Annotated in this window: 25 protein-coding genes and 1 tRNA gene; 7 read left to right on the forward strand and 19 right to left on the reverse strand. The window is 60.4% G+C overall.

Features of this window, described 5'->3' with window-relative positions:
- Positions 1–46: 46 nt before the first annotated feature.
- Positions 47–967 carry a LysR family transcriptional regulator gene (locus tag FIV38_RS03895; protein WP_092230908.1) on the reverse strand — a complete coding sequence of 307 codons (921 nt, stop codon included), beginning with the start codon at positions 965–967 and terminating at the stop codon, positions 47–49.
- Positions 968–1,173: 206 nt separating this feature from the next.
- Here FIV38_RS03895 and FIV38_RS03900 point away from each other — a divergent pair, with 206 nt between their 5' ends.
- From FIV38_RS03900 to FIV38_RS03915, 4 genes are all read left to right on the forward strand, one after another.
- A complete protein-coding gene (locus FIV38_RS03900; RefSeq protein ID WP_092230907.1) occupies positions 1,174–2,445 on the forward strand; it encodes an aspartate aminotransferase family protein in 1,272 nt (423 codons plus the stop codon).
- 234 nt (positions 2,446–2,679) lie between these two features.
- A complete protein-coding gene (locus FIV38_RS03905) occupies positions 2,680–3,045 on the forward strand; it encodes a type II toxin-antitoxin system RelE/ParE family toxin (RefSeq protein ID WP_029296890.1) in 366 nt (121 codons plus the stop codon).
- Positions 3,029–3,349 (forward strand): helix-turn-helix domain-containing protein, encoded by a 321-nt coding sequence (locus FIV38_RS03910; RefSeq protein WP_029296888.1) that lies wholly within the window; start codon positions 3,029–3,031, stop codon positions 3,347–3,349. Before FIV38_RS03905 ends, FIV38_RS03910 begins: the two co-directional genes overlap by 17 nt.
- Positions 3,350–3,446: 97 nt before the next feature.
- Positions 3,447–3,605: a YqaE/Pmp3 family membrane protein gene (locus FIV38_RS03915; RefSeq protein WP_007904205.1), complete on the forward strand. Its 159-nt coding sequence runs from the start codon at positions 3,447–3,449 to the stop codon at positions 3,603–3,605.
- A gap of 4 nt (positions 3,606–3,609) precedes the next feature.
- On the opposite strand, the gene pqqE is transcribed toward FIV38_RS03915, so the two are convergent.
- From pqqE to rpsU, 16 genes are all read right to left on the reverse strand, one after another.
- The gene (pqqE, locus tag FIV38_RS03920; RefSeq protein WP_268969271.1) at positions 3,610–4,740 is read right to left on the reverse strand and encodes a pyrroloquinoline quinone biosynthesis protein PqqE; all 1,131 of its coding nucleotides are present in this window, start codon (positions 4,738–4,740) and stop codon (positions 3,610–3,612) included.
- Positions 4,733–5,008, reverse strand: a complete 276-nt coding sequence (gene pqqD, locus FIV38_RS03925; RefSeq protein ID WP_070994502.1) for a pyrroloquinoline quinone biosynthesis peptide chaperone PqqD — start codon at positions 5,006–5,008, stop codon at positions 4,733–4,735. Before pqqD ends, pqqE begins: the two co-directional genes overlap by 8 nt.
- Entirely contained in the window at positions 5,005–5,757 is a 753-nt protein-coding gene (gene pqqC, locus FIV38_RS03930; protein WP_092230901.1) for a pyrroloquinoline-quinone synthase PqqC, read from the reverse strand. Before pqqC ends, pqqD begins: the two co-directional genes overlap by 4 nt.
- A 10-nt stretch (positions 5,758–5,767) precedes the next feature.
- The gene (gene pqqB / locus FIV38_RS03935) at positions 5,768–6,679 is read right to left on the reverse strand and encodes a pyrroloquinoline quinone biosynthesis protein PqqB (RefSeq protein WP_092230900.1); all 912 of its coding nucleotides are present in this window, start codon (positions 6,677–6,679) and stop codon (positions 5,768–5,770) included.
- Between the two features lie 75 nt (positions 6,680–6,754).
- Complete coding sequence (pqqA, locus tag FIV38_RS03940; protein ID WP_003194766.1) at positions 6,755–6,829, reverse strand: pyrroloquinoline quinone precursor peptide PqqA; 75 nt, start codon at positions 6,827–6,829, stop codon at positions 6,755–6,757.
- 163 nt (positions 6,830–6,992) lie between these two features.
- Positions 6,993–9,389, reverse strand: coding sequence for a pyrroloquinoline quinone biosynthesis protein PqqF (pqqF, locus tag FIV38_RS03945; RefSeq protein ID WP_092230897.1), 2,397 nt, complete (start codon positions 9,387–9,389; stop codon positions 6,993–6,995).
- A gap of 50 nt (positions 9,390–9,439) precedes the next feature.
- Positions 9,440–10,234 carry a carbon-nitrogen hydrolase family protein gene (locus FIV38_RS03950; RefSeq protein WP_070994506.1) on the reverse strand — a complete coding sequence of 265 codons (795 nt, stop codon included), beginning with the start codon at positions 10,232–10,234 and terminating at the stop codon, positions 9,440–9,442.
- Positions 10,235–10,245: 11 nt separating this feature from the next.
- Positions 10,246–11,937, reverse strand: a complete 1,692-nt coding sequence (locus tag FIV38_RS03955; protein ID WP_092230895.1) for a flavin monoamine oxidase family protein — start codon at positions 11,935–11,937, stop codon at positions 10,246–10,248.
- A 145-nt stretch (positions 11,938–12,082) separates the two neighbouring features.
- Entirely contained in the window at positions 12,083–12,544 is a 462-nt protein-coding gene (locus tag FIV38_RS03960) for an Lrp/AsnC family transcriptional regulator (RefSeq protein WP_092230893.1), read from the reverse strand.
- Positions 12,545–12,924: 380 nt separating this feature from the next.
- Positions 12,925–13,167, reverse strand: coding sequence for a hypothetical protein (locus FIV38_RS03965; protein ID WP_070994508.1), 243 nt, complete (start codon positions 13,165–13,167; stop codon positions 12,925–12,927).
- A gap of 10 nt (positions 13,168–13,177) precedes the next feature.
- The gene (locus tag FIV38_RS03970) at positions 13,178–13,678 is read right to left on the reverse strand and encodes a hypothetical protein (RefSeq protein WP_170228387.1); all 501 of its coding nucleotides are present in this window, start codon (positions 13,676–13,678) and stop codon (positions 13,178–13,180) included.
- A gap of 272 nt (positions 13,679–13,950) precedes the next feature.
- Positions 13,951–14,027 (reverse strand) — tRNA-Ile (locus FIV38_RS03975).
- Positions 14,028–14,042: 15 nt separating this feature from the next.
- The gene (locus FIV38_RS03980) at positions 14,043–17,786 is read right to left on the reverse strand and encodes a bifunctional diguanylate cyclase/phosphodiesterase (RefSeq protein ID WP_092230891.1); all 3,744 of its coding nucleotides are present in this window, start codon (positions 17,784–17,786) and stop codon (positions 14,043–14,045) included.
- 125 nt (positions 17,787–17,911) lie between these two features.
- Positions 17,912–19,762 (reverse strand): RNA polymerase sigma factor RpoD, encoded by a 1,851-nt coding sequence (gene rpoD / locus FIV38_RS03985; protein WP_092230888.1) that lies wholly within the window; start codon positions 19,760–19,762, stop codon positions 17,912–17,914.
- A gap of 67 nt (positions 19,763–19,829) precedes the next feature.
- Positions 19,830–21,800, reverse strand: a complete 1,971-nt coding sequence (dnaG, locus tag FIV38_RS03990) for a DNA primase (RefSeq protein ID WP_029296866.1) — start codon at positions 21,798–21,800, stop codon at positions 19,830–19,832.
- 454 nt (positions 21,801–22,254) lie between these two features.
- Complete coding sequence (rpsU, locus tag FIV38_RS03995) at positions 22,255–22,470, reverse strand: 30S ribosomal protein S21 (protein WP_002551877.1); 216 nt, start codon at positions 22,468–22,470, stop codon at positions 22,255–22,257.
- Between the two features lie 203 nt (positions 22,471–22,673).
- On the opposite strand from rpsU, the gene tsaD reads away from it, so the two are divergent.
- Positions 22,674–23,699, forward strand: coding sequence for a tRNA (adenosine(37)-N6)-threonylcarbamoyltransferase complex transferase subunit TsaD (tsaD, locus tag FIV38_RS04000; protein ID WP_029296833.1), 1,026 nt, complete (start codon positions 22,674–22,676; stop codon positions 23,697–23,699).
- A 34-nt stretch (positions 23,700–23,733) separates the two neighbouring features.
- Here tsaD and plsY read toward each other — a convergent pair whose 3' ends face one another.
- Positions 23,734–24,303, reverse strand: a complete 570-nt coding sequence (plsY, locus tag FIV38_RS04005; protein WP_092230885.1) for a glycerol-3-phosphate 1-O-acyltransferase PlsY — start codon at positions 24,301–24,303, stop codon at positions 23,734–23,736.
- A gap of 74 nt (positions 24,304–24,377) precedes the next feature.
- On the opposite strand from plsY, the gene folB reads away from it, so the two are divergent.
- Together folB and folK are read left to right on the forward strand one after the other, a co-directional pair.
- The gene (gene folB / locus FIV38_RS04010) at positions 24,378–24,731 is read left to right on the forward strand and encodes a dihydroneopterin aldolase (RefSeq protein ID WP_092230882.1); all 354 of its coding nucleotides are present in this window, start codon (positions 24,378–24,380) and stop codon (positions 24,729–24,731) included.
- Positions 24,722–25,234, forward strand: coding sequence for a 2-amino-4-hydroxy-6-hydroxymethyldihydropteridine diphosphokinase (folK, locus tag FIV38_RS04015; protein WP_092230879.1), 513 nt, complete (start codon positions 24,722–24,724; stop codon positions 25,232–25,234). Before folB ends, folK begins: the two co-directional genes overlap by 10 nt.
- 73 nt (positions 25,235–25,307) lie before the next feature.
- Here the strand turns inward: folK and FIV38_RS04020 are convergent, their stop codons facing one another.
- Positions 25,308–26,537 carry a multifunctional CCA addition/repair protein gene (locus FIV38_RS04020; RefSeq protein ID WP_092230876.1) on the reverse strand — a complete coding sequence of 410 codons (1,230 nt, stop codon included), beginning with the start codon at positions 26,535–26,537 and terminating at the stop codon, positions 25,308–25,310.
- Positions 26,538–26,565 lie beyond the last annotated feature (28 nt).

The following is a 26,565-nucleotide window of genomic DNA, read 5'->3' on the forward strand; positions in this document are numbered from 1 at the left end:
GCAAAGCCCCGCTTCGGCGGGGTTTTCTTATTGCCCGCGAAAAAGTTCAGGCCAGCCCGTCTACCGGGCTTGCCGGCCCATGTGGCCCATTCATCACGTCTTCGAGCAAGGTGCGCAGCAACTCCAGCGTGGCTTGCTGACGTTGTACATCCCGGCACACCAAACCTACTTTCAGCGGCACCCGTGGCTCACTCAAGGGCTTCCACAATAGCGCGTGGCTGCTGTGTTCATCCTGTGATCGGCCAGGCAGTACTGTCGCCAGACGGGTATGGGGCAGGCTGTCGAGAATCCCCACCATGGTGTTCAGCTCGGCCTGGACCTGCGGCCGGCGCCCCAGGTTCGCCAGTTGCGCCTGCCAGATCTGCCTGATCTGGAACTCTTCCCCGAGCAACAGCATGGGCAGTTCCGCTGCTTGTTTGAGGGAGACCTTCTTGAATTCACGCAAAGGATGATCGGCAGGGATGACTACTTTCAGTTCATCTTCATACAGCAGTACGCCGTGCAAGCCCGGTTGGCGTGCCGGTAGGTAGCTGATGCCAATGTCCAGCGAGCCATTGAGCAGGCGACGTTCGATCTCCAGGCCCGTCAGCTCATAGATCTGCACCACCAGGTGTGGCTGGGCTTTGCGCACGCGTTCGAGCATCTGTGGCACCAGGCTGGTGTGCACGGTTTGCAGCACACCGATAGCCAGGGTCCGCAGCGCCTGGCCCTTGAAGTGCCGCAGGGCCTCGACGGCTTGCTGCATGCCATCGAGCAACGGCAGGGCATGGTTGTACAAGGTGTGGGCAGCCAGGGTCGGCAACAGGCGTTTACTGCTGCGTTCGAACAAGCTGACATCGAGGTGCTGCTCCAGCTGGCGGATCTGCTGCGACAGCGCTGGCTGGGAAATCGACAGGCGCTCTGCGGCCCGGCCCACATGGCCCTCTTCGTACACCGCGACGAAATAACGCAGTTGCTTGAAATCCATAAGTAATGCTTATCGAAAATGCTGGAAAATCGAAATGGCTGTACGCCCCCAAGGCGCCTAGTCTAGCGCCTATTCATAGGGCTTACAGGGCCAAGACGCGAGATGAATACCGTTTGCAGCGATGGTGTTTACATAGGCAAGGCAAAAAACGTATTGCCGGGCTTCCGCCAATCCAGGGTTGCCAACAACCCGTGGGGTGTGCAGGCATGAACCTGTTCAACTTGCGCCGTCCGGCGCCGAGCCTGGACGATCTGTTACTGGACGCGAAAACCCCGATGCTGCGTGATGAGCTTTCCACTCAATCCCTGATGCCCACAGTGGCCCGCCCTCCGCAGGTTTTCGTACGTGGCCAGGGTTCCTGGCTATGGGACAGTGAAGACCGTGCCTACCTCGACTTTACCCAGGGTGGTGCGGCCAACAGCCTTGGCCACAGCCCTTCAGTTTTGGTGCGCGCGTTGGCCGACCAAGCGCAAGCGCTGATCAACCCCGGCAACGGGCTGCACAACCGCAGCCAACTGAACCTGGTGGACCGCCTGTGCCACAGCACCGGCAGCGACCAGGCCTACCTGCTCAACAGCGGTACGGAAGCCTGCGAGGCGGCGATCAAGCTGGCGCGCAAGTGGGGCCAGCTGCACCGTGGTGGCGCCTATCGCATCATTACCGCTGGCAACGCCAGCCACGGGCGCAGCCTGGCGACGCTGGCGGCCTCTGGCGACAATCGCTTCGAGCCACAACTGCCAGGCTTCTGCCACGTACCGTTCAATGACCTGCCCGCCCTGCATGCCGCGGTCGACGCACAAACCGTCGCGATCATGCTGGAACCGATCCAGGGCGAAGCCGGCGTCATCCCGGCCACCGAGCATTACCTCAAGGGTGTGGAGCGGTTGTGCCGGGAGTTGGGCATTCTGCTGATTCTTGATGAAGTACAGACGGGGATGGGCCGTTGCGGCACCTTGCTGGCCGAACAGCGCTACGGCGTGCGCGCCGATATCGTCGCCTTGGGTAAAGGCCTGGGTGGCGGAGTGCCATTGGCTGCGCTGCTGGCTCGCGGCAAAGCCTGCTGTTTTGAAATCGGTGAGTTGGAAGGCACCCATCACGGCAATGCCCTGATGGCGGCCGCCGGCGTCGCTGTGCTCGATAACGTGCTGGGGCACGGCTTTCTCGAACACGTACGTGATACCAGCCAGTACCTGGGCGAAGGCCTGGCGCGGCTTGCCCACCGCTATGGCCAGGGCGAACTGCGGGGCCAGGGCCTGTTGTTGGGCCTGAGCTTGTCAGAAGATTCGGCAGATGCAGTGGTAAAAGCGGCGCTTTATGAGGGCCTGATCCTCAATGCCCCACAACCCAACTGCCTGCGCTTTACCCCGGCGTTGACGGTAAGCAAGAGCAATATCGACGAAATGCTACTGCGCCTGGCCCGTGCGTTTTCCCGTGTGCACACCGCCCAACTGCAATGCCGCAAGGGCATCGCTGTTTAACCCCCTATTCCTGAACCGTCTCGCGGTATACGCAGCGCCTCCAGCTTGATTCTTTTGGCTGGGGGCGTTTTTTTGTGTGTAATTTCTGGATTGAAAAGGACGCTTGAGGCTCATCGAGAAAAATGGCTTTTTAGCGGGCACCGGCAGGGAGTGCCGGAAGGGCGCAAAGATTTTTTGTGACCCCTATTTTTAATCTGTACCACCAGGTGGTATGTTTATGGGGAAGGGATGCCTATGAAGCTGCGACTGTTCAAAAGCCGGCATTTTGCTGATGCCGCCAGCAAGGCCTGGATCTGCGATTCGCAATTAAGAGAGGCATTTGGTGAGATGCTCAGGGGCCAGGCGGACAATCTGGGTGGTGGAGTCTGGAAGAAACGCCTCAATCACAACCGGCATCGCTCCATCGTCCTGGCGAAGGGCAGGCATTACTGGGTTTATCAGTTTCTGTTCGCCAAGCAAGAACAAAGCAATATCAGTCACAAGGAATTGACTGGGTTTCGGGCGTTGGCAAAGGCCTATGAAGGCTTAAACGAAATACAGATCCAGCAGTTGCTGGATCTCAGGGAGTTTGTGGAGATACATCATGACCAAAAAATATGAAAGCCAAGCGCTGGAGTCCATTCACCAATCGGCCAGCGCGCTGCATTCGATTGGCGCCATCAGCAAGACCACCCTTCGTGAATTCGATGAGCTGTGCATTGCGCCTGTGCCGGCACAGATACCTGCCGACCAGATCAAGCAACTGCGCGAGCGCAGTCATGTCAGCCAACCGGTGTTCGCCCGCTACCTGAACACCAGTGCGTCGACAATCAAGCAATGGGAGTCCGGCGAGAAGCAACCCAGCGGCATGGCGCTCAAGCTGCTGAGCATCGTGCAAAAGCACGGATTGGAGATCCTTGCCTGAGGAGGATGGCCCGGTGCCAGATTCCACTGAACCCTCACGCGCGGCCAGGGTCGATTAGCTGTACGGCTCACACGAGCCGATTATTCGGAGCTGACCCATGGATTTCATTCGTATCATCATCGCCATTCTGCTGCCGCCACTGGGTGTGTTCCTGCAAGTGGGTTTCGCCGGCGCGTTCTGGCTGAATATCCTGTTGACCCTGTGCGGCTACATCCCTGGCATCGTGCATGCGGTCTACATCATCGCCAAGCGTTGATCGGTCAGCCTTTGGCGATCAGCCTGGAGTTTCGCTCATTGCGAAAAGCCAGGTGCTCGATGGTCTGCGTCGCGTGCTCGGCTTCGAGCCGGGCATTGAGGATGATGCCGTGATCGGCGGACTTGCTGCACACCGGGTCAGCATTGCTGGCGTCGCCGGTTAGCATGAACGCCTGGCAGCGGCAGCCGCCGAAGTCCTTTTCCTTCTCGTCGCACGAGCGGCATGGCTCTGGCATCCAGTCGTAACCACGAAAGCGGTTGAAGCCAAACGAGTCGTACCAGATGTGCTGCATGCTGTGGTCGCGCACATTGGGAAACTGCACCGGCATCTGTCGGGCGCCGTGACAAGGTAGGGCAGTGCCGTCTGGTGTCACTGTCAGAAAGATACTGCCCCAGCCATTCATACAGGCCTTAGGGCGTTCCTCGTAGTAGTCCGGCGTGACAAAGATCAGCTTGCACGGATGCCCTTCGGCTTCCAGCTTGGCGCGGTATTCGTTGGTGATGCGTTCGGCACGGGTCAGTTGTTCCTGGGTCGGCAGCAGGCCAACACGGTTGAGCTGGGCCCAGCCATAGAACTGGCAGGTGGCGAGTTCGACAAAGTCTGCCTCCAGCGCAATGCACAGTTCGATGATGCGGTCGATCTTGTCGATATTGTGCCGATGGGTGACGAAGTTCAGCACCATCGGATAGCCATGGGCTTTGACCGCCCGGGCCATTTCCAGCTTCTGCGCGAAAGCCTTTTTGGACCCGGCCAGCAGGTTGTTCACCTGTTCATCGCTGGCCTGGAAGCTGATCTGGATATGGTCCAGGCCGGCTTTCTTGAAGTCGCTGATCTTCTGCTCGGTCAAGCCGATGCCGGAGGTGATCAGGTTGGTATAAAACCCCAGCTTGCGCGCCTCGGCGATCAGCTCGGCGAGATCCTGGCGCACCAGTGGCTCACCGCCGGAAAACCCCAGTTGTGCCGCGCCCATTTCCCGGGCTTCGCGAAACACCTTGATCCATTGCTCGGTACTCAACTCCTTGCCCTGCTCGGCGAAATCCAGCGGGTTGGAGCAGTACGGGCACTGCAGCGGGCAGCGATAGGTCAGCTCGGCGAGCAACCATAGCGGCAGGCCGATCTCGGGCTTTTCAGGCAAGTTCGATCCAGTGCTGTGCACGCGCCACCTCCATGAATTGCTCGATGTCTTCACCGAGTTCGGGTACGCCGGGGAATTGCTGCTCCAGCTCGCCAATGATGGCCGCCACACTGCGCTCGCCGTCGATCAAACCGCCAATCAAGGCGGCGCTGTCGTTGAGCTTGATCATGCCTTCGGGGTACAGCAACACATGGCCCTTCTGCGCTGGCTCGTACTGGTAGCGGTAACCCTGGCGCCAGGTCGGCTTTTTGCTGCGGTCGAAACTCATAGCGTGATCCCTTTATGCCAGACCCGTTGCGCGGTCACGCTGTGATAAGGCGGGCGGTTCAGTTCGTAGGCCATGCTCATGGCATCGAGCATGCTCCAAAGGATGTCGAGTTTGAACTGGAGAATCTCCAGCATCCGCTCCTGACCGGCGCGGCTGGTGTAGTGCGCAAGCGTGATCGCCAGTCCGTGCTCGACATCACGCCGGGCCTGGCCCAGGCGGGTACGGAAATACTCGTAGCCGGCAGGGTCGATCCATGGGTAATGCTGGGGCCAGCTGTCGAGGCGCGACTGGTGGATCTGCGGGGCGAACAACTCGGTCAGCGAGCTGCTGGCGGCTTCCTGCCAACTGGCCCGGCGGGCGAAATTGACGTAGGCATCCACGGCAAACCGCACGCCGGGCAACACCAGTTCCTGGGAACGCAGTTGATCCGGGTCCAGGCCCACCGCCTGGCCCAGGCGCAGCCAGGCTTCGATGCCGCCGTCTTCGCCGGGTGCGCCGTCATGATCGAGCAGGCGCTGGATCCACTCGCGACGGATTTCCCGGTCCGGGCAGTTGGCCAGGATCGCGGCGTCCTTCAGCGGGATGTTCACCTGGTAGTAGAACCGGTTGGCGACCCAGCCCTGGATCTGCTCGCGGGTGGCCCGGCCTTCATACATCGCCACGTGGTACGGGTGATGGATATGGTAGAACGCGCCCTTGGCCCGCAAGGCCTGTTCAAATTCGGCGGGGGTCAGCGGTGTGTCGGTCATTGGGGCTCTCCTACAATTCAATGCTCATGCCGTCGTAGGCTACTTCTACATTGCGCCGCGCCAACTCGGCCCGTTCAGGCGAGTCTTCGTCGAGGATCGGGTTGGTGTTGTTGATATGGATAAGTACCTTGCGCTGCTTGGGCAATTGCTCCAGCACTTGCAGCATGCCGCCGGGGCCGTTCTGCGCCAGGTGGCCCATTTCGCGGCCCGTGCGGGTGCCGACGCCACGGCGCTGCATTTCGTCGTCATCCCACATCGTGCCGTCCACCAGCAGGCAGTCGCTTTGCGCCATGATTTGAAGCAGCGGCGCGTCGACTTTGCCCAGCCCGGGGGCGTAGAACAGTTTGCCGCCGGTGCGCAGGTCTTCGACGATCAAGCCGATATTGTCACCCGGGTGCGGGTCGAACCGATGGGGCGAGTAGGGCGGCGCGGCGCTGCGCAGGGGCAACGGGGTAAAGCGCAGGTTGGAGCAGGCAGGAATGCTGAAACTGGCGTCCAGCTCGATACGGTTCCACGCCAGGCCGCCATTCCAGTGGGTCAACATGGTGAACAGCGGGAAGCCGGTGCTCAGGTCTTCATGGACCATGTCGGTGCACCACACCTGGTGCGGGCAGCCCTCGCGCAGGCTGAGCAGGCCGGTGGTGTGGTCGATCTGGCTGTCCATCAGGATGATTGCGCTGATACCGGTATCGCGTAGCGCGCGGCCAGGTTGCATCGGCGCAAAATTTTGCAGTTGGGCGCGGATATCCGGCGAGGCGTTGCACAGCACCCAGTTCACGCCATCGTCGGACAGGGCGATGGACGATTGGGTGCGCGCCTGGGCCCGCAGGCTGCCGTCGCGAAAACCGGCGCAGTTCACGCAGTTGCAGTTCCACTGCGGGAAACCGCCACCGGCCGCCGAACCTAGAATCTGGACGAACATCGCTGCTCCTTTACACAAGACTCAAAATAAAAACGCCCCGGCGAGCCGAGGCGTTGCATTGCAATACAAAAGCAATCAGCGGCTGGCGAAGTACATGGTGACTTCAAAACCAATACGCAGATCAGTGTAAGCAGGTTTGGACCAAGTCATATTCATACTCCTACGAAGGGATGGGACGTTTACTACCAAGTAATACATATAGTCCACCTCCAGTCGGAGATGTTCAGATGCGTGGCGCGATTTTACTCATTTCTGGTCAAGCTAGCGCTGTCTTGGTGGAAAAAGCCTGTTGCAGCATCGGCAACGATCAACGTCATATCTGCCAGTGATCGCCCGCTGCCGCGCCATTGGCCAGGCAGCGCCAGCCGCCTGCGGCTTGGCTGAGTTGCGCCGCCGCCTCCACCAGATGCTGGCGTGTACGGGTCTGGATCAACTCGCGTAATTGTTCAAGATAGTTCGCGCCATGCCCGGCCAACCTGGCCTGCCAGAGCAGCTCGGCGGCTTGGGATGTGGGCAGCGCCTGCGGCGAAAATTGCCGGGCCAGGGCCGCGTTGCCCAGCTCGTCGCTCCCATTGATCAAGGCCGGCAATTGCTTGATGAAGGCCTGGATGTGGTCGAGCAGGTCCGCCAGCGCCACATCGGGCGACTGCACGCCAAACAACAGACCGGTTTGCCCATTGAACTGTCGGATACCGCTGAATACGGCGTAGCCCACCTGCAATTCGCCCCGTAGACGCTGGTAGAACGGAGTCTGGGCCAAGTGAGCGAGCAATCGCCAGTCGGCCTCGTCGGCCAGGGATTGGCTCGGGGCCGGGCACAGCAGCAGCAAGGCGGCTTCGGTGGAAGCGGTGTCTAGCTGATGCCAGCGATACAGTCCATTGATGGGGTGAGCGATGCGTGCAATCTCGGCACATTGCCCGGGCAGGCGTGCGGCCGCATGTTTGATCGCCGTTTCGCACGCAGCCGGCAGACCCATGCCCAGGCCTTGCCACGTGGCAGTGGTCCATCCGTTGGGCAATGGATGGAGGTGCCCAGTGGAGGCAATGTCGGCAGCGCAGGCTGGCAATGCCTTGAGCAGTTCGCGGATGGCCATCTGTGGCGTCGGGCTGGCGGGCGCGTCTTGTTCAAGGTTGGCGTCGGCCTGGGTCAGTTCGCGAGCCAGTTGCTCGACGATAGCGGGCATGGGGTCATGCAGCCCGCTCATTTTCAGCAGCCAACAATTGCCTACAGCTTCGCAGGACATTTCCACGCCGGCCTGGCGGGCGTTGGTCTGCAAAGTTTGCAGGCTGTTGCCTATGCCATGGGCGGCCGAATCCAGTTGCCAGCACAAGTAAAGGGCGCCCTCATCGTAATCGGCGGGCAACGCTTGGCTGAATGAAAGGCCTGGCAGTTCGCGCCGGCCACGGGAGCGATCCTGGGCAAAGGTGCGCAAGCCACGATGGGCGCTGGTCTGGCCGCGAATCAGTCCGGGGCGTGGTTCTTGGGTTTGCGGTCGCAAGAATGGGTTGCCCGGCGGCAACTGCCAGGCCTGTTGCGCAGGAGCCGATTGCAGCAGGTTCAGCAGGGTCTTGAGCGCTTGGCAATGCTGCTCGGACAACGGCGCTTCGCGGTTCTCACTGTGATGGCGGGCCAGGGCCAAGGCGCCATTGATCTGCTGTTGGCGGCTGATTAGCAGCGCGTACTCTTCGCGCAACGCAGTCCAATCGCTGTGGGCGAAAAAGCTCAACCAGTCGTTCAACAGGGCTTCGATTGCCAGGGACTGTTGTGAGCCCTGTGGCCCCAGGGTGAATTCGATATCCAGCAGCGCCTGCCCGGCGAACGAGTACAGCACCCTGGCGTGCAGCGCGCTTGCCCAGCCCCGGGTTTTCAATTCTGCCAGCAGACCACCGGGTGCCGTGGCATTCAGCCAGGTGCAGAGGAAATCCAGGGCTTCGCGGGGCGCGTTACAGGCGATGAGGTGATGCAGGTGCTGGTTGTCGAGGTATTGATAGCGATATTTATCGCCGTCCATCAAGGCCGGTGGTGGCTGCTGCGGTCGTAGCGGGCCCGGGCGCAGGCACTCGCCAAAGCGCTCGGCCAAGGCTTGCAGTTCTTCCAGCGATTGCGGGCCGGCAAGGCTCAAGGTCAGCTGTCCTGCTTGATAGAAGTCTTGATAAAACCCCAGCAAGCCTTGTTGGAAATCCTCCTGTGGCACCGGCAGGCTCTCGCGGTTGCCCGCATGAAAACCCCGCAGCGGATGCCCGGCAGCGAGGCCTTCAAGGATCGCGACTTGATGCTGTGCCTCGGCATCCTGGGACCAGGCGATAAACTCGGCCTGCAGCACTTCGCGCTCGCGCAGTTGATCGTCCATGGCCAGGCGCGGATGAGCGAGCATATCGGCCAGGCGCTGCAGTGCGCCGTCAAACACCGTGGCAGGTACTTCAAAGAAGAAGTCCGTGGTGCGCTCACGGGTGCTGGCGTTGACCTGTCCGCCATGGCGCTGCACGTAGGCCATCAAACCGTCCGGTGCAGGAAAAGCCTCGGTGCCAAGAAACAGCAGGTGTTCCAGAAAGTGCGCCAGCCCCGGCCAGGCCAACGGCACGTCATGGCTGCCCGCCGCTACCCGCAGGACAGCTGCACAGCGCTTGAGACGTGGGGCATGACGCAGGGAAACCCGCAGGCCATTGGCCAGGGTCAGTTGCAGGTGATGAGGGTGGGCCGGCACAGGCATGAGCACTTCCAGAACGTAGGAAGTGCCTATGCTAGCGCAAAGCGCAGTGGTCAGTGTTTATGCAGCGCGGCATAGAGTTCGGGGCGACGGTCCGCCAGGTAGTGGTTGGCCGCTTGCGCGGCGTGTATCACCTGGCGGTCGAGGGTCGCGACGATCAGCGCCTCATCCAGCCCCGCCAGGGCAACGCGTTGCCCATCCGGCGCGGCGATGCTGCTTTGCCCACAATAGTGGATCTGGTCTTCATGCCCGCAATAGTTGGCGTAGGCCACATAGCACTGGTTTTCAAAGGCCCGGGCGCGCACGGTGACGTCCGCGACGAAGTCGAAGGGCACCATGTTGGCCGTCGGTACCAGGATCAACTCGGCACCTGCCAGGGCCAGGCGCCGAGTGTTTTCCGGGAACTCCAGGTCGTAGCAGATGAGAAACCCCAGCTTCCAGCCGTTCAGTTCGACGACAGGGAACTCGTCGCCGCCTGGGCTGAACATCGAGTGATCGAGGTCGCCGAACAGATGGGTCTTGCGGTAGTTGCACAGGCGCTGGCCATTGGCGTCGATCAGCTGCACGGCATTGTAGATCTGGCCGTCCTCGGCCCGTTCCGGATAGCCATAGAGAATCGCCAGGCCCGTGTTGCGCGCCAGTTCGGCAATGGTCTGGGCCGACTGCCCGTCCTGCGCTTCGGCCAGGGCGCCGACTGCTTCAGCACCGATGTTGTAGCCGGTGAGGAACATCTCCGGCAGCACCAGCACGTCGGCATCGCATGCTTCATGCGCAACGCTGTGCAGACGCTTGAGATTGCCAGCGACATCCAGCGGCAATGGTGGGCATTGGTACAGGGCAACACGCATGGCTTGGCTCCTTATTCGGCCAGGGCGATAGGGCCGATCTCGTCGAACACATCCCCCGGCCCCGGGTTTTGTGGGTGGGTACTGCCACCGAAGTGGGTCATGATGCCCCAAACCGCGTTCAACGAGGTCTGCACTGCGCCTTCGACCCAGGCTGGGGTCCAGGACACATCGTCGCCGGCGATGAAAATCCCGCGCTGCTCGGCCGGCATATCCTTTTGCATGAAGTGCGCGTACATGCGCTGGTTGTAGCGGTAGTGGCCCGGCAAAGCGCCCTTGAACGCGCCGAGGAAGTGCGGATCGGCTTCCCAGGAAACGGTGATCGGGTCGCCAATGATGCGCGCCTTGATATCGAATTTCGGGTAGATTTTTTTCAGCGCATCGAGGGCCAGCTTCACCCGTTTATCGATGGGCTGCGGGAGCATTTTCAGGGCGTCGCTCATCCACGAGTAAGACAGGCAAATAACCCCCGGCTTGTCGTCGCCATTGTCGAACAGGTAGGTGCCACGGGTCAGGCGATCAGTGAGGGTCATGCTCATCAGGTCGCGGCCGGTCTCCGGGTCCTTGTCCTTCCAGAAAGGCCGGTCGACCATGACAAAGGTTTTCGACGACTGCATATAGCGCGTGCGGTCCAGGGCCATCCACATTTTTTGCGAGAACAGGCTTTCGTCGCATTCGATCTGGGTGGTCAGCAGCCAGCTCTGGCAAGTGGTCAGCACGGCGGCGTATTCCCGGGTGTCGCCATAGTTGTCGGTTACCGCAAAACGCCCATCGGCGGCGTGGGCAATGCGCTTGACCCCTGCCCGTGGCGCGCCGTGATGCAGGGAGCTGAGGCTGGTGCCGGCCGGCCAATGGGCGCATCGCTCTGGCACATGGCGCCAGATCCCCATGGGCACTTGCGCCACGCCACCGACCACCAGGTGTTGGTGATCGTCGCAGTTGGTCATCACCACGCGGAAGATTTCCAGCATCGAGTTGGGGAAGTCCGAGTCCCAGCCACCGGTGCCGAAACCTACCTGGCCAAACACTTCGCGGTGATGGAACGACAACTTGGCGAATGCCTTGGACGTGGCGACGAAGTCGTAGAACGTGCGGTCGTCCCACAGCGGCACCAGCTTGTTCCACAGCTCCTTGAGCCGTGGCACGTCACGGTCGCGAATCGCTTGCTGGATATCACCGAACTGCGAGCCGGCCTCCAGGGCGTCGGCCCAGGCGTCAGCCACTTCCTGGAATAGCGCAGGAAGGTCGGAGATTTTCTGTGCGTAGTGAGTCTGGCCTTCCAGGTCGATCACGGTGCTGCCCGAGGCCGGTGTCAGCGGGTTGGGGAATGGCTTGGTTTCAAGGCCCAGCTTGTCCACATAGTGGTAGAACGCCGTCGATGACACCGGGAAGCGCATCCCGCCCAGCTCCGCGATGATGCCTTCGGCCCCTTCAAAAGCCTGGGAACGCAGGCGCCCGCCCATTTTCGAGGCTTCGTACACCACCGGCTTGAGGCCCAGCTTCATCAACTCGTAGGCGGCTACCAGGCCGGCGATACCCGCACCGACAATCGCCACTTCGGCGCCATGGTTGGCGGCGGGAATACTGCCCAGCCCGGCGGGGTGTTCGATCCAGTCATCAAAGGCGAACGGAAAATCCGGGCCAAAGATAGTGATGGGTTTTTTACCGTCTGCAGGGTGGCGATTGTTCTTGTAGGTGGCGTTCATGGCTGACCTTGCTGGCACTCGACGGGGCACGACCCGTGAAGTATAGGAAAAGATGGCAGCCATTCTAGGGAGCGTAGCGCTCGTTAATAAGACGCAATGTGTCGTCGTATTGAATTGTTTTTAGTCGAAGTGACGAGGTTGGCGGTCAGATTGGCTGGCCGCGATCCAATTTGTTACTGAGGATGATCGAGGTGGTGGTCTTTTCTACCCCGTCGACACTGCCGATCTGGTCCAGCAGTTGATCCAACTGCTCCGGCGAATCGGTACGCAGCCAGGCCACATAATCAAACTCACCACTGACCGCACACAACTGCTGAACCTGGGCCATGGCGCTGAGGCGACGCAGCACTTCCTTGCCGGAGCGCGGTTGCACGGTAATCCCCACATACGCCTGCAACCCACCATCCACCACGCGCTGGCCAAGGCGCACGCCATAGCCGGTAATCACCTGGGTCTTTTCCAGGCGCGCCAGGCGCGAGGTCACGGTGGTGCGGGCAATCCCCAGCTGGCGAGCGAGCATGGCCACGCTTTCACGGGCATTGATCTGCAAGGCGGCGATCAACTTGCGGTCGATCTCATCGAGAACGGGAGGGCGGGGGGCGGACAAGATGGGCTCCGGCGTGGGTGGCAATGGGGGAGCATGTTACAGGCTCGTGTTCGCGGGTGGCGATTGCGGTGACCTTTCATGTGCGCTAGATCCGGACTGCCTAGGATCAGAATTAGGCCGCGCCCGCAGAGTTGGCGAGGCTGGTCAATGTGGCATTACACATTTGCGATGCACCTGGCCTGCGTGACAGCCGCCACCCGTCATTTAGCAGTGATTTTGGCGGCATCTAACCTACGTTAGGCGTTACCAGTATGTTCAAAGTAACCCCCCAGTCCGCCGGCAAGGTCCAACGCTAAGATCATCGAGCAACGCGCTGTTGATCGACTGTTGTCCCATCTGATTTTGGGGCAGAGACGGCACCGAGAAATCGTGCCAGGGCTTCAGTCCCCCTCCGTGAACCGCCGCCGCGTCAGGAAAAGTACCACGCCCAGCGGCACGGCCAGCAGTGCTAGCAGCTCCAGGTCAAAGCCCAGCACCTGCTGCTCACCCACCTTGAAGAGGCTGACCAAGCCCGTTGCCAGCAGCGCCAAACCCAGCCACTTGCGCAACGGGTATGGTTTCAGAAACTGAACGAGAATCGCGCCCAGCACCAGAAGGACGACAGTTTGCATGATGTAGGGCATGTGCAGTTCCTCAGACCTTGATGACAAGCGTCACGACAGAGCGCTGTGGGCCAATCCCGCCATGGACCTCTCCCTCGATGCTGACCAGCACGTCACCTGCATGCAGGGTCGGCAGGGCTCCTTTGAGGTACCAGTTGACACCTGTCGTCACGACTGCACCTGAAGCCCAGCCAATGAGCGGCCCGCCCAACGCACCTACCCTCCCGGCAACACCACCTGAGGCCGCAGCAATTCCCTTGGCGACGTTGCCACGCATAGTGTTGATAGCATCGGCCTGCTGACGGGTGAGGGGATTGGAAATGCAGACTGTCAGCAGGCATGGCAGGTTTCGAGCCTGCATTCGGTCGTACATATCGACGACCATGCTGTTGACTTGGTAATGGGCGCGTTTCGCTTCGCCAAAGTGCAGCTCGCGCAGGCGACCTCGGTCGTTTTCCATGAGGGTGATTTGAGACAGATTGAAGACGATCCCTTCCTCGGACCTGTACTGCGTGGTCTTCTCGAACTTCATGCGCGTATCCATTCGTGCAAAAAGACGACGATTTTCTACAAGCGGTGACTAAGATGCAAACAGTCTTTGATGTGAGGCCCCGGGGAATTTGACGTCTGCATGGGTCTCATCGCCAGCAAGCCAACTCCCCGATAACAACACATCGAATGCGTCGGTTTTGGAGACGTTAGGCCCAGGCGCCTGCGCACGAGGCACTGGCCGGGGCGATTCAGACTGTATCTGCGGTGGTCCATCCAGAAACACGAAAGCCGCGCAATGCGCGGCTTTGAGTATGGTGGGCCCAGTAGGACTCGAACCTACGACCAAGGGATTATGAGTCCCCTGCTCTAACCAACTGAGCTATAGGCCCTCAGTAGGTCGCGGATTATAACGATGGTTTCTCCACTGTGCTATCCGAAAAATCTGAATGGGTCATGTGAAGGAAGGTCGCGGCGAAGATGTCGGCGGGTAGGGGCAGGCTGACGATGTAGCCTTGCATTTGTTCGCAGCCCTCGTCGGCAAGGAAGGCTTGCTGGGCGGGGGTTTCGACGCCTTCGGCGATGATGGTGAATTGCATGCTGTGGCCCAGGGCGATGATGGCGCGCACGATGGCGGCATCGTGGGGGTCGTCTGGCAGGCCGCGGACGAAGGACTGGTCGATTTTCAGGAAGTCCAGGGGCAGGCGCTTGAGGTAACTCAAGGACGAGTAGCCGGTACCAAAGTCGTCGATGGCCAGTTGGACGCCCAGGCGTTTGAGTTTATGCAGCACTTCAAGAGCCTCTTCGGCCTGGCTCATGATGAAGTTTTCGGTGATCTCCAGTTGCAGGCAGTCCGGCTCCAGGCGGTTGTCCCGCAGCAGTTGCTCGATGCGCCCCAGCAGGTTGGGGTGGCGCAGTTGGGCACCGGCAAGGTTGACGGAGAGCGGGCCAAAGTCGTCATAGGTTTTGCGCCACAGGTGCAGTTGGCGGCAAGCCTGTTCCAGGACCCAGTCGCCGATTTGCAGGATCATGCCGTTCTCTTCGGCCAGGGCGATGAAGTGCTCAGGTGGCACGTCGCCAAAGGTGGGGTGGCGCCAGCGGATCAGGGCTTCGGCGCCGATCAGTTGCTGGGTTTCCAGGCTCAGCTTTGGCTGGTAATACAGAAACAGTTCGTCGCGCTCTATGGCGCGGCGTAGTTCGTGTTCGAGGGCAACGCGCTCGTTGGCCTGGGCGGTGAGGTCCTGGGTGTAACGTTCGACCCGATTGCGGCCCTTGGCTTTGGAACGGTACATGGCGGCATCGGCGTTTTTGACCAGGGTGGCGACGTCGATGCCGTCCTGCGGGTAGAGGCTGGTGCCGATGCTGGCGCTGATAAAAAACTCGTGCTCGCCCGCCTGAAAGGGCAGGGTGAAGCAGGCCAGCAGTTTATTGGCCAGGTGCTGCGCGTCGCTGGCTTGTTGCAGGCCGGGCAGCAGGATGATGAATTCGTCACCGCCCAGGCGGGCCACGGTGTCGATGTCGCGCAGTTGCTCCTTGAGGCGCACCGCGATGTCCTTGAGCAGCAGGTCGCCAATCGGGTGGCCGAGGCTGTCGTTGATGTGTTTGAAGCGGTCGAGGTCGAGAAACAGCACCGCACCCTGGCTGCCGGTTTCCTGTTGGCCGGTGAGGGCTGTCTGCAGGCGGCTCTCAAACAGGGTGCGGTTGGGCAGCCCGGTAAGCGGATCGTGATGCGCCTGGTAGTCGAGCCGCGCCTGGGCGTGCTTGAGGCTGGAGATGTCGGCAAATACCGCCACGAAGTGGGTGATTGACTGCTCGTGGTTGCGCACGGCACTGATGGTCAGCCAACTGGGGTACAACTCGCCGTTCTTGCGTCGGTTGGAGATCTCGCCTTGCCAATGGCCGTTGGCGGTCAGTTGATGCCACATGGCGGCGTAGAACGCGCTGTCATGCAGGCCGGAGGCCAGCAGGCGCGGGGTGTGGCCGAGGGCTTCGGCTTCGCTGTAGCCGGTGATTTCGCTGAAGGCACGGTTGACGGCGCTGATGTTTTGCCGGGTATCGGTGATCAGTACGCCTTCGGCCGTGCTTTCAAAAACCGTCGCGGCCTGTTGCAGTTTTTCCTGCATCAACTGGCGTTCGGTAATGTCGCGGGCGATGGTCAGCATACAGTCGTCATCCCCGATCGGCAGTGGACGACTGGACACTTCGCACAGGCGAATCTGGCCGTCACTGCGCCGGATATGACAGACAAAATCACGCACCAGGCCGTCGCGGTGCAGCAGGTCGAGCATGTGTCTGCGTTCGTTCAAGTCCACCCAGATGCCCAGGTCCAGGGTCGACTGGTCCAGGGACATTGCACTGTTGAAACCGGTGATACGGCTGAAGCCTTCATTGACCTCCAGCAGCAGGCCATCATGCTGGCGTGTCAGCAGCAAGCCGTCGGGCGAGGCATGGAAGGCCTTGGCGAATTTTTCTTCGGAAGTCTGCAGTAGTTGCTGGGTTTCCTTCAGTTGGGTGATGTCCCGCACCACCACGACAAGCGCTTCGGTTGCATCGAGCTGGAAGGGTTCGGCGGAGATCAGCCCGGTAAACGCCTGGCCATTACTGCGCAGGAACGGCATCTCCAGGTTGCGGATGCTGGTGGTCTGCACGCGCTTGAGCAGGTTGGGGCCTACGCCCTGGATGCCCCAGATGTTCAGCTCGGTGGCGGTCTTGCCGATGACGTCTGCAGCACTTAGGCCTATCTGGTCCTCGAATGCCTTGTTGACCTCCAGCAGGCAACCATCGGACAGGCGAGCGATCACCAGTATGTCCGGGCATTGCTGGAACACCGAGGCGAACTTCTCCTCTGAGAGCTGCAATGCTTCCTCGGTGCGCTTGGCCTCGCTGATATCGATCATCAGGCCTCGCATGACGGGCTCATGCCCATGCTTGATCAGGCTGACAATGTCCCTGACCCATAGGCAGCGGCCGTCGGCGGTGATTACCCGGTAATCGATGCTGTGGTCGCGGTTGGCGCGGGTTTCCCGTTGGCAGAAGGTGTCGGCGCGGGTCAGGTCGGCGGGGTGGATGATATTGCGCCAGAAGCCTGGGATCAGCCAGTGCGCCCTTGGATAGCCCAGCAGTTCCTCGGCGTGGGGCGACACATAGCTGTAGGTGAAGTCATGGATGTCAGCTTCCCAGGCGATGGCTGACAGGCTTTCTACCAGCCCGCGGTAATGGTATTCGCTGCTGCGCAACTCCTGCTCCAAGGCCACCCTGCGGGAAATCTCCGAACTGAGCCGACGATTGATCCGAATCACGATGGCCAGCACGGTACTCAACAGCAGCACCGCAGGCAGGCCGTAGAGCAGCAAGTCGGTCCAGAAGGCGCGGTGATCGATGACATTGCCGACCCAATGTTCCTGGATCTCGTCAATTTCCCGGGGGCTGAGGTCGGCGAGGACTTTATCCAGGATGCCGATCAGCATTTTGTTTTCGCGGGGCACGCCCATCGCCAGTTGATAGCGATAAGGCGTTTCGCCACTGACATATAAACCATCGAGCTTGAGTTGGCGCAGGCTCCAGACACTGGAGGCCAGGTCCCCGACGACGGCGTCCACCTCATCGGTGGCCAGGGCCTGTAACGTCGAGCTGACGTTGGGCATCGCCACCAGGTTCAAGTCGGGATGGTGGGTGCGCAGCAACTCGTGGGGGGCATAGTTCTCCACCACGGCAATCTTCAACCCGTACAGGTCCTTGAGGGAGCGGGGTTGGGCGCCGCCTTCGTGGGCGAGGATGACTATCGGGAAGTCGAGGTAAGGCCGGGAAAATGCCAGGAAACCCTGACGCTCCGGGGTGGACATAATGCCCGGCAAGAGGTCGAGCTGGTTGTTCCTGGCCTGCTCCAGCAGTGCGCTCCAGTTGGCGGGCTCGATCAACTTGACCTTGATACCCAGGCGATCCTGGATCAGTCGAACATAGTCAGCCGCCAGGCCCTGGTAGCGGCCTTCTTCATCGCGATATTCAAATGGCGGCCACGACGCATCAACGCCCAGGCGCAGCTCCGGGTGGTCCGCCAACCAGCCATGCTCTTCATCAGTGAGAGTCAACGCGCCAGCCGTTGCGGTCCAGGTCAGCAGCGACAGCAGTAGCACGGTCGGCAGTCTGGGCATAACGGTCTCGTTATGGCACGGGGAATATTTCGAGTGTAGACGGGCATTGCGAGGGGAGGTAAAGCGGGGGGAGATTTAATCTGCACAAAGCAAAACCCCCAGGCCTGGGCCTGGGGGTTTTGTGATCACTCGTCGAGGAAGGAGCGCAAATGCTCGCTTCTCGTCGGGTGGCGCAACTTGCGCAGCGCCTTGGCTTCGATCTGACGGATCCGCTCGCGGGTCACGTCAAACTGCTTACCGACTTCCTCAAGGGTGTGGTCGGTATTCATGTCGATGCCGAAACGCATGCGCAGTACCTTGGCTTCACGGGCAGTGAGGCCGGACAGTACGTCGCGTGTCGCTTCTTTGAGGCTCTCAACGGTGGCGACATCGATTGGCGACTGCATGGTCGAGTCTTCGATGAAGTCACCCAGGTGGGAGTCTTCGTCATCACCAATCGGGGTTTCCATGGAGATCGGCTCTTTAGCGATCTTCAATACCTTGCGGATTTTATCCTCAGGCATTTCCATGCGTTCACCCAGCTCTTCCGGGGTCGGTTCGCGACCCATTTCCTGCAACATCTGCCGGGAAATACGGTTGAGCTTGTTGATGGTCTCGATCATGTGCACCGGAATACGGATGGTGCGGGCCTGGTCGGCGATCGAGCGAGTGATCGCCTGACGGATCCACCAGGTGGCATAAGTCGAGAACTTGTAGCCGCGACGGTATTCGAACTTGTCCACAGCCTTCATCAAGCCGATGTTGCCTTCCTGGATCAGGTCGAGGAATTGCAAGCCACGGTTGGTGTACTTCTTGGCGATGGAGATCACCAGACGCAAGTTCGCTTCAACCATCTCTTTCTTCGCGCGACGGGCCTTGGCCTCGCCGATCGACATGCGACGGTTGATGTCCTTGATCTCGGCAATCGTCAGACCGGTTTCGGTCTGCAATGCAGTCAGCTTCTGCTGGCAACGAACGATGTCGGCCTGGAAGCGACCAATGGCTTCAGCGTATTTGCTTTTGCCCTTGGCCAGTGCATCGGTCCAGCTTTCGTCAACTTCATTGCCCGGAAACTGGCGCAGGAAGTCGGTACGCGGCATGCGCGCATCACGGACACAGAGCTGCATGATCGCACGCTCTTGTGCACGCAGACGCTCAAGGGCGCTACGAACCCGCTCAACCAGGCCTTCGAATTGCTTCGGCACCAGTTTGATCGGCATGAACAGCTCAGCCAGGGCCAGCAGCTCGGCGGTTGCCTGCTTGCTGCCACGACCGTGCTTCTTCAGGGCCTTGCGCGCCAGTTCCATCTGATCGGAGACCGCGCCAAAGCGCTGGGCTGCGATGATCGGATCCGGGCCGCTTTCGACTTCTTCTTCGTCGTCGGTGCTGGCTTCAGCCTCGTCGTCGTCGGTTTCGTCGTCCGCTTTCACGGCCTTCGGGTCGACAGGCGGCGGAATTTCGGCGGCAGGCGGCGTAATGCCGTCGTCCGGGTCGATATAACCGCTCAGGACGTCGGACAGGCGGCCACCTTCGGTGGTAACGCGGGTGTACTCGGAGAGAATGTGGTCAACCGTGCCAGGGAAGTGCGCAATTGCGCCCATCACTTCGCGGATGCCCTCTTCGATACGCTTGGCGATTTCGATTTCGCCTTCGCGTGTCAGCAGCTCGACGGTACCCATTTCGCGCATATACATGCGCACAGGGTCCGTCGTGCGGCCTATATCGGTCTCGACTGCAGCCAGCGCGGCAGCAGCTTCTTCAGCGGCGGCCTCGTCGGTATCAGCGTCGGCCAGCATAAGGGAATCCTTATCTGGCGCGACTTCGAATACGTTGATCCCCATGTCGTTAATCATGCGGATGATGTCTTCCACCTGCTCTGGATCTGAAATATCTTCAGGCAGGTGGTCGTTGACCTCCGCGTAAGTCAGGTAACCCTGCTCACGACCGAGTGTGATCAACTCTTTGATACGAGACTGCTGTTGCGCTTTTCCGGACATAACACCCTATCCACTGAAGGTCTTGGCGGGCAAAAAACAAGCCGAGGATTATACCCGAGCTATGACCTCACACGCCAGCTGAGGTCGGGTTTGATGCGGAAACATTCTGTTTTAAGAGGTCGCGCATCTGCTTTGCTATCTGAATTTGCTCTTCAGCCGACAATCCTGGCTGCCTTGCTTTCTTGATAAGTTCATCGAGGGTCTGCGTGTGCTGACCCGCGGATAACCTAGTAATGGTGTCTAAAAACTGTTGTTCAAGGTTATCGCCGTCAATTAACCACTCCTTTTCTGCGAGCGCTTTCAACAAACGTCCTTGCTCCGTGCCATGCCAGCGGGCCATCAACTGGATTGAGTTTAGCTTAGGATTTTTCTGCACGGCCTCGATCAGGGCAATCAGCACCTGGGCGTAGGTGTTGCTTTCGTTGGCAAAATGTTCGGCGCTTTCCACCCGGCCCGCCAGTTGCGGGTGGTGGATCAGGGTGCGCAGGGCAATCAGCGTCGGCGCTTCTACGGCCACCGGCGTGCGCGGGGCGTACGGTTCGTCGCGGTCGCCGCGCTTGCCGTTTTTGTTCCAGGGCTTCTTGTCCCATTTCTTGCCGCCGGCGCCGGGTTTTTTCGGTGTCCAGTCCTGTTGCGGCACAAAGGCTTCTTGAGGCTGGTGAAAATCCCCATAGTCCGGCATGGCGTCGTAGTCGAAGCCCGGGTCGTAGGCCGGTGGCGCATCCTGGGGTGCGCTGTGCACCAGCTGGCTGACCGCCTCGCCGCTCAGCCCGGTGATTTCCAGCAAGCGCTGGCGCATCAGGGCCTTGAGGTTGGCGCCGGGAACCTTGTCGATCAGCGGTGCCGCGAGGGTGGCCATGTGGGCCTTGCCTTCGAGGGAGCGCGGGTCGGCTTCTTCGGTCAATTGCTGGAAGAAATAATCGGCCAGCGGCTGTGCGTGCTGATGAATGCGCGCGCGAAACGCATCGGTACCTTCGGAGCGCACCAGGGTATCCGGGTCTTCACCTTCGGGCAGGAACAGAAAGCGCGCGCGGCGCCCGTCCTGCAGGCTCGACAGGGTGGCTTCGAGGGCGCGCCAGGCGGCATTGCGGCCGGCCTGGTCACCGTCGAAGCAGAACAGCACGCTGGGCACCACGCGAAACAGGCGTTTCATGTGTTCTTCGCTGGTGGCGGTGCCGAGGGTGGCCACGGCATTGCGCAAGCCTTGCTGGGCCAGGGCGATAACGTCCATATAGCCTTCAACCACGATGATTTCATCGAGGTTGCGGTTGTTCTTGCGCGCTTCGAACAGGCCGTAGAGTTCCTGGCCCTTGTGAAACACCGGGGTTTCCGGGGAGTTCAGGTATTTGGGCTTGTCGTCGCCCAATACCCGGCCGCCGAAGGCGATGATGCGGCCACGGCTGTCGCGGATCGGGAACATCACTCGGTCGCGGAAGCGGTCATAACGCTTGCCGGTCTCGGCATTTTCCACCAGCAAGCCAGCGTCGATCATGGCTTTTTGCTGCAGGGTATCGCTGCTCAGATGCTTGTACAGGTTGTCCCAACCCGGCGGGGCGAAGCCCAGGCCGAAGTCGCGGGCGATTTCCCCGGTCAGGCCGCGGCCCTTGAGGTAATCCACGGCGGCTTTGCGCTGTGGATGGCTTTTAAGGGCCTGGCGGTAGAACTCGGCGGCGGCGGTGAGCAGCGGATACAGCGGCGAATCCGTGGGCTGGCGTGGTTTGTGCGGTCGGCCACTTTCTTCGCGGGGGATTTCCATGCCGGCGGCTTTTGCCAGTTCCTCGACGGCCTGGGGGAAGTCCAGGTTGTCGTGGTCCATGATAAAGCCAAGGGCATTGCCGCCCGCGCCGCAACCGAAGCAGTAGTAGAACTGCTTGTCGGGGCTGACGCTGAACGATGGAGTCTTTTCTTTGTGGAACGGGCAGCAGGCGGTGTAGTTCTTGCCGGCTTTTTTCATTTGCACGCGCGAGCTGACAACATCGACGATGTCGGTGCGGTTCAGAAGGTCGTCAATAAAGCTCTGGGGAATTAGCCCGGCCATGGCGTTCTCGTCATCACTGCGTGTAAATGAGGGCCCGTGACGCACTCAAGTCGCGCATGTCGGCGGCTTGATCATCGATTGTCTGTTTGGGCTGTCAGGAAGTCTATCTGTCGAGCGTTCACTGACGTTAGTTCCAATCAGTCTTCGACGTATCTGAAAGTGTTGCCCTGGAGTCCGGTCACGGCCAATGGCGGCCTCGGAAGCTCATCGTGGGGCACAGCCGACCTATTGATCGCCTGTTTGGAAAATAAGTGTGCTCGTCAGTAGCCTTGTTAGGCTCGTCAGAAGAGACGTGCACCGCTGGCAAAAGAGCCAGTCCTGACGTTTGAAACAGTGAAGCTTTGTCTCGGTCGCATGGGCGGCGTCGACGGTGAAGCATCAAGCGATATCCGCAAATGCCAACAGCCCGGCTGAGGGCCGGGCTTGGCAGAAGCTTGCTACGAACGTCTGTGTATTAGTACAGACGAACGGCGCGGCGCTGTTCGCGCTGAACTTTCTTGGCGTGACGCTTAACAGCGGCTGCTGCTTTACGTTTACGCTCAGAAGTTGGCTTCTCATAAAATTCGCGGCTACGAACTTCAGCCAGAACACCGGCTTTTTCGCAGGAGCGCTTGAAACGACGCAGAGCTACGTCGAAGGGTTCGTTCTCTTTTACTTTGACGGCTGGCATCCAGAGCTACCTTCTTTCATTACCGGGAATCAACGTTCTCGTCGCAAAAAATTCGCGGCTGAGGTCGTCGGTTTTTAAGGGTTGCGGATGTTAACCCCTCATTGCCCGGAATGCAAAGCCTCTGATCGAAAACCGCTAGTCGGGAGGGGGCATGGCGACTATTATGCGCGCCTTCGAATTCAGCCTCTACAAGGCGCAAACCCATGTTAGTACTGGGCTTAGAAACCTCCTGCGACGAGACCGGCGTCGCGCTTTACGACAGTGAACGCGGGCTTTTGGCCGATGCACTGTTCAGTCAGATAGACCTGCATCGCGCCTATGGTGGCGTGGTGCCGGAGCTGGCCAGCCGTGATCACGTCAAACGCATGTTGCCATTGATCCGCCAGGTGTTGGACGAGGCCGATTGTGTCGCGACCGAGATCGATGCCATTGCCTACACCGCCGGCCCTGGATTGGTCGGGGCCCTGCTGGTTGGGGCTTCCTGCGCCCAGGCGCTGGCATTTGCCTGGGGTATTCCAGCCCTTGGCGTGCACCACATGGAAGGCCATTTACTGGCGCCCATGCTGGAAGAAAACCCACCCGAGTTCCCGTTCGTCGCTTTGTTGGTTTCGGGCGGCCATACGCAGCTGGTTCAGGTCGATGCAATCGGTCAGTACACGCTTCTGGGGGAAACCCTGGACGATGCCGCCGGTGAAGCGTTCGACAAGACCGCCAAGATGATGGGCCTCAATTACCCCGGCGGTCCGGAAATTGCGCGCCTGGCGCAAAAAGGTGTGGCTGGGCGCTATACCTTCCCCCGCCCCATGTGTGATCGCCCAGGCTTGATGTTCAGCTTCAGTGGCTTGAAAACCTCGGCCTTGAACACCTGGCAGCAAAGCGTCAGCGCCGGGGACGACAGTGAGCAAGCCCGTTGCGACATCTCTCTGGCGTTCCAGCAGGCGGTGGTGGAGACTTTGACCATCAAGTGCAAGCGCGCCTTGAAGCAGGCCGGGATGAAGCGCCTGGTGATTGCGGGCGGCGTCAGCGCCAACAAGGCCTTGCGTCTGTCCCTGGAGAAAATGCTCGGCGACATGAAGGGCAATGTGTTTTACGCGCGCCCCGAGTTCTGTACCGATAACGGCGCGATGATTGCCTTTGCCGGGTGCCAGCGCTTGCAGGCAGGCCAGCACGAGAGCCTGGCCATCAGCGTGCAGGCGCGCTGGCCGATGGAGCAGTTGCCGCCCTTGTGAGCAGACGAACATGAGCCGGGCTCACCGGGCATATTTAAAAATGCCGTTCGCGCCCGGCAAACAGGTCGCGTAAATTGCCGCGATGGCGCCAGACGATCAGCAGGGTGAGCACGCTCATCGGCAGCAGCGCTGCCGGCTCCTGCCAGGCCAGTAGTGGCAGGGTCAGGGGGGTGGCGATCAACGCTGCGAGGGAGCTGGTGCGGGTCAGGTAGAACGTCAGCAACCAGGCGGCAATGGCCAGCAACGCCGCTGGCGGGTAGATTCCCAGCAGCATGCCGGCCGCCGTCGCGACGCCCTTGCCGCCGCGAAAGCGAAAGTACAGTGGGAACAGATGGCCGAGCACGGCGCATACGCCAATCCAGGCCTGTTGTTGCAAGGGGAGGCCAGCCAGATCGGCTATCAGTACCGGCAGCAGGCCTTTGCAGACGTCGCCGAACAAAGTCAGCACGGCGAGTTTTTTGCCGGCCAGGCGCAACATATTGGTGGCGCCGGCATTGCCTGAGCCACTCATTCGCGGGTCGGGATTTCCCGTCAGGCGGCTGAGCAAGATGGCAAAGGACAGCGAGCCGAGCAGGTAGGCGAGGGTCGCCAGTAACCAAGACATGCTAACTATTCCGGGCGAGGACGCCTTGATTCTAACGGGGCATTGCGCCCTTGTCGTGCTGTGGAGAAGAGTGCTTGGACAGAGTGTTTATCGAAGGCCTGGAAGTCGACACCGTGATCGGGGCCTACGACTGGGAGCGAGGTATCCGTCAGTGCCTGCGCCTGGACCTGAGTTTCGCCTGGGACAATCGCCCCGCCGCGGCCGGTGATGACCTGACCCTGGCGCTCGATTACGCCAGTGTTTCCGCACGTATCCAGGCCTTCGCTGCGCAGGCGCAATTCCAACTGGTGGAAACGTTTGCCGAGCGCCTGGCGCAAGTCCTGATGGAAGAATTCCAGATTCCCTGGCTGCACCTCAAGTTGACCAAGCCCGGTGCCGTCCCGGCCGCCAAGGGTGTGGGCGTGGAGATCGAGCGCGGATGTCGCTAACTCAGGTTTACCTTGGTCTTGGTAGCAATATCGAGCGCGAGTCCCATCTGTGTGCGGGCCTCGACGCGTTGGCGGGCTTTTTGACGGACTTGCGCTGTTCGGCGGTGTTCGAAAGCCAGCCAGTGGGAATCAAGAGCGGGCCGTTTTTCAACCTAGTGGTGTCGGCATACACCGATTTGCCCCTGATGGAATTGGATCGCCGCTTGAAGTTCATCGAGGCCGAAAATGGTCGCTATGCGCCGGATCGCAAGGGTCTGCCTTTGGATATCGATGTGCTGCTGTATGGCGACCTGAGCGGTAACTTCGATGGATTGGTGTTGCCGCGGGCAGAAATCCTGAAGAACGCCTTTGTGTTGTGGCCGCTGTCGTTGATGGCGCCAGAGCGCGTGCATCCGGAGGTGGGCAAAACGTTCGCCGCGTTGTGGCGCGACGCGCAGATCGATCAGGTGCTGGCCCCTGTTGCCTTCAAGTGGCGCGACCAGCAGCTCACCCAGGGCCTGTAGGGGGCGGCCTGCCGGCGACGGCGCCCTCTGGTTTGAGGGGATGCAGCTGACGCCATCGCGGGCAAGCCCGCTCCTACACTGAATGCTGTTCTTTGTAGGCTTTCAGGGCATTGAGCCGTTCACGCTTGAGTGCCTCGCCCAGTTGCGGGCCCTTGAAGCCTTTCTCCAGCAGTGGCGCCACTGCAACACCTCGCGCCACCTGCGCAGCACCCCGTAGATAATCCGCCTGTGGATAACTTCTCTGCTCAAGGCCCTTGCGGCCCCGCGCGTCCATTTCGCAGGCGACGACAAACTCCTCAAAGCGCTGTGGCCGGCGGAACACGTCAAAACTCTGCAACAACTCCAGCAGGGTCGAGGCCTTGAGCTCCAGTGCCCGATGCCCATGGGTGTGATACTCGCCGACCAGCAGCGCCAATTCCTGGCAGTCCTTTGGCACTTTGAAGCGCTCATTGACCGCTTTGATTAGCTTCAGGCCTCTCTGCTCGTGAGCGATATGCCTGGGTAACTTATCCACAGGTGTCAGGCCCTTGCCCAAGTCGTGCAGCAGGCAGGCCCAGCGCACAGTCAGGGGTTGGGCGTGCAGGGCGGCTTGCTCCAGCACGCTCAGGGTATGGATGCCGGTATCGATCTCGGGGTGGTGGGCCTCGGGCTGGGGCACACCGAACAGCGCATCCACTTCTGGCAGCAGGGTTTTCAAGGCGTGGCAGTCGCGCAGTACCTGGATAAACACCTGTGGCTGATCTTCCATCAGGGCTCGGGAGATTTCCTTCCAGCTGCGCTCTGGCGTCAGGGCTTCCAGTTCACCGGAGTCACTGAGTTGGCGCATCAATTCCAGGGTTTCGGGGGCGATAGTAAAACCGAGGCCGGCATAACGGGCGGCAAACCGTGCGACGCGTAGCACGCGCAGCGGGTCTTCGGCGAACGCCGGGGAGACGTGGCGCAATACCCGCGCTTGCAGGTCGCGCTGGCCGTTATACGGGTCGGTCAGGTTGCCGTCGTCGTCTTCGGCCATGGCATTGATGGTCAGGTCGCGGCGGATCAAGTCTTGTTCGAGCGTGACTTCGGGGCTGGCATGAAACACAAAGCCGCCATAGCCCCGGCCACTTTTGCGCTCTGTACGGGCGAGGGCGTACTCCTCGTTGTTCTTCGGATCAAGGAACACCGGAAAGTCAGAGCCTACGGGCCGATAGCCCTTGGCGAGCATTTGTTCGGTGGTGGCGCCAACAACGACCCGATCTATATCGGTAACGGCAATGCCCAGCAAGCGATCACGCACTGCTCCGCCGACTTTGTAGATTTGCATGAAAAAGCCTCCATTAGCCCTACAGGAT

The sequence above is a fragment of the Pseudomonas proteolytica genome, assembly GCF_007858275.1.
GTDB classification, from domain to species: Bacteria; Pseudomonadota; Gammaproteobacteria; order Pseudomonadales; family Pseudomonadaceae; genus Aquipseudomonas; species Aquipseudomonas proteolytica.

Coding starts and splice junctions, on each gene's coding strand:
- tsaD (WP_029296833.1), top strand. CDS start 22,674: ATGTTAGTACTGGGCTTAGAAACCTCCTGCGACGAGACCGGCGTCGCG.
- FIV38_RS04020 (WP_092230876.1), bottom strand. CDS start 26,537: ATGCAAATCTACAAAGTCGGCGGAGCAGTGCGTGATCGCTTGCTGGGC.
- rpoD (WP_092230888.1), bottom strand. CDS start 19,762: ATGTCCGGAAAAGCGCAACAGCAGTCTCGTATCAAAGAGTTGATCACA.
- FIV38_RS03970 (WP_170228387.1), bottom strand. CDS start 13,678: ATGAAGTTCGAGAAGACCACGCAGTACAGGTCCGAGGAAGGGATCGTC.
- FIV38_RS03910 (WP_029296888.1), top strand. CDS start 3,029: ATGACCAAAAAATATGAAAGCCAAGCGCTGGAGTCCATTCACCAATCG.
- FIV38_RS03965 (WP_070994508.1), bottom strand. CDS start 13,167: ATGCCCTACATCATGCAAACTGTCGTCCTTCTGGTGCTGGGCGCGATT.
- FIV38_RS03955 (WP_092230895.1), bottom strand. CDS start 11,937: ATGAACGCCACCTACAAGAACAATCGCCACCCTGCAGACGGTAAAAAA.
- FIV38_RS03980 (WP_092230891.1), bottom strand. CDS start 17,786: ATGCCCAGACTGCCGACCGTGCTACTGCTGTCGCTGCTGACCTGGACC.
- FIV38_RS03900 (WP_092230907.1), top strand. CDS start 1,174: ATGAACCTGTTCAACTTGCGCCGTCCGGCGCCGAGCCTGGACGATCTG.
- pqqC (WP_092230901.1), bottom strand. CDS start 5,757: ATGACCGACACACCGCTGACCCCCGCCGAATTTGAACAGGCCTTGCGG.
- rpsU (WP_002551877.1), bottom strand. CDS start 22,470: ATGCCAGCCGTCAAAGTAAAAGAGAACGAACCCTTCGACGTAGCTCTG.
- FIV38_RS03905 (WP_029296890.1), top strand. CDS start 2,680: ATGAAGCTGCGACTGTTCAAAAGCCGGCATTTTGCTGATGCCGCCAGC.
- FIV38_RS03895 (WP_092230908.1), bottom strand. CDS start 967: ATGGATTTCAAGCAACTGCGTTATTTCGTCGCGGTGTACGAAGAGGGC.
- pqqF (WP_092230897.1), bottom strand. CDS start 9,389: ATGCCTGTGCCGGCCCACCCTCATCACCTGCAACTGACCCTGGCCAAT.
- dnaG (WP_029296866.1), bottom strand. CDS start 21,800: ATGGCCGGGCTAATTCCCCAGAGCTTTATTGACGACCTTCTGAACCGC.
- pqqD (WP_070994502.1), bottom strand. CDS start 5,008: ATGAGTTTCGACCGCAGCAAAAAGCCGACCTGGCGCCAGGGTTACCGC.
- FIV38_RS03915 (WP_007904205.1), top strand. CDS start 3,447: ATGGATTTCATTCGTATCATCATCGCCATTCTGCTGCCGCCACTGGGT.
- folK (WP_092230879.1), top strand. CDS start 24,722: ATGTCGCTAACTCAGGTTTACCTTGGTCTTGGTAGCAATATCGAGCGC.
- FIV38_RS03950 (WP_070994506.1), bottom strand. CDS start 10,234: ATGCGTGTTGCCCTGTACCAATGCCCACCATTGCCGCTGGATGTCGCT.
- plsY (WP_092230885.1), bottom strand. CDS start 24,303: ATGTCTTGGTTACTGGCGACCCTCGCCTACCTGCTCGGCTCGCTGTCC.
- pqqB (WP_092230900.1), bottom strand. CDS start 6,679: ATGTTCGTCCAGATTCTAGGTTCGGCGGCCGGTGGCGGTTTCCCGCAG.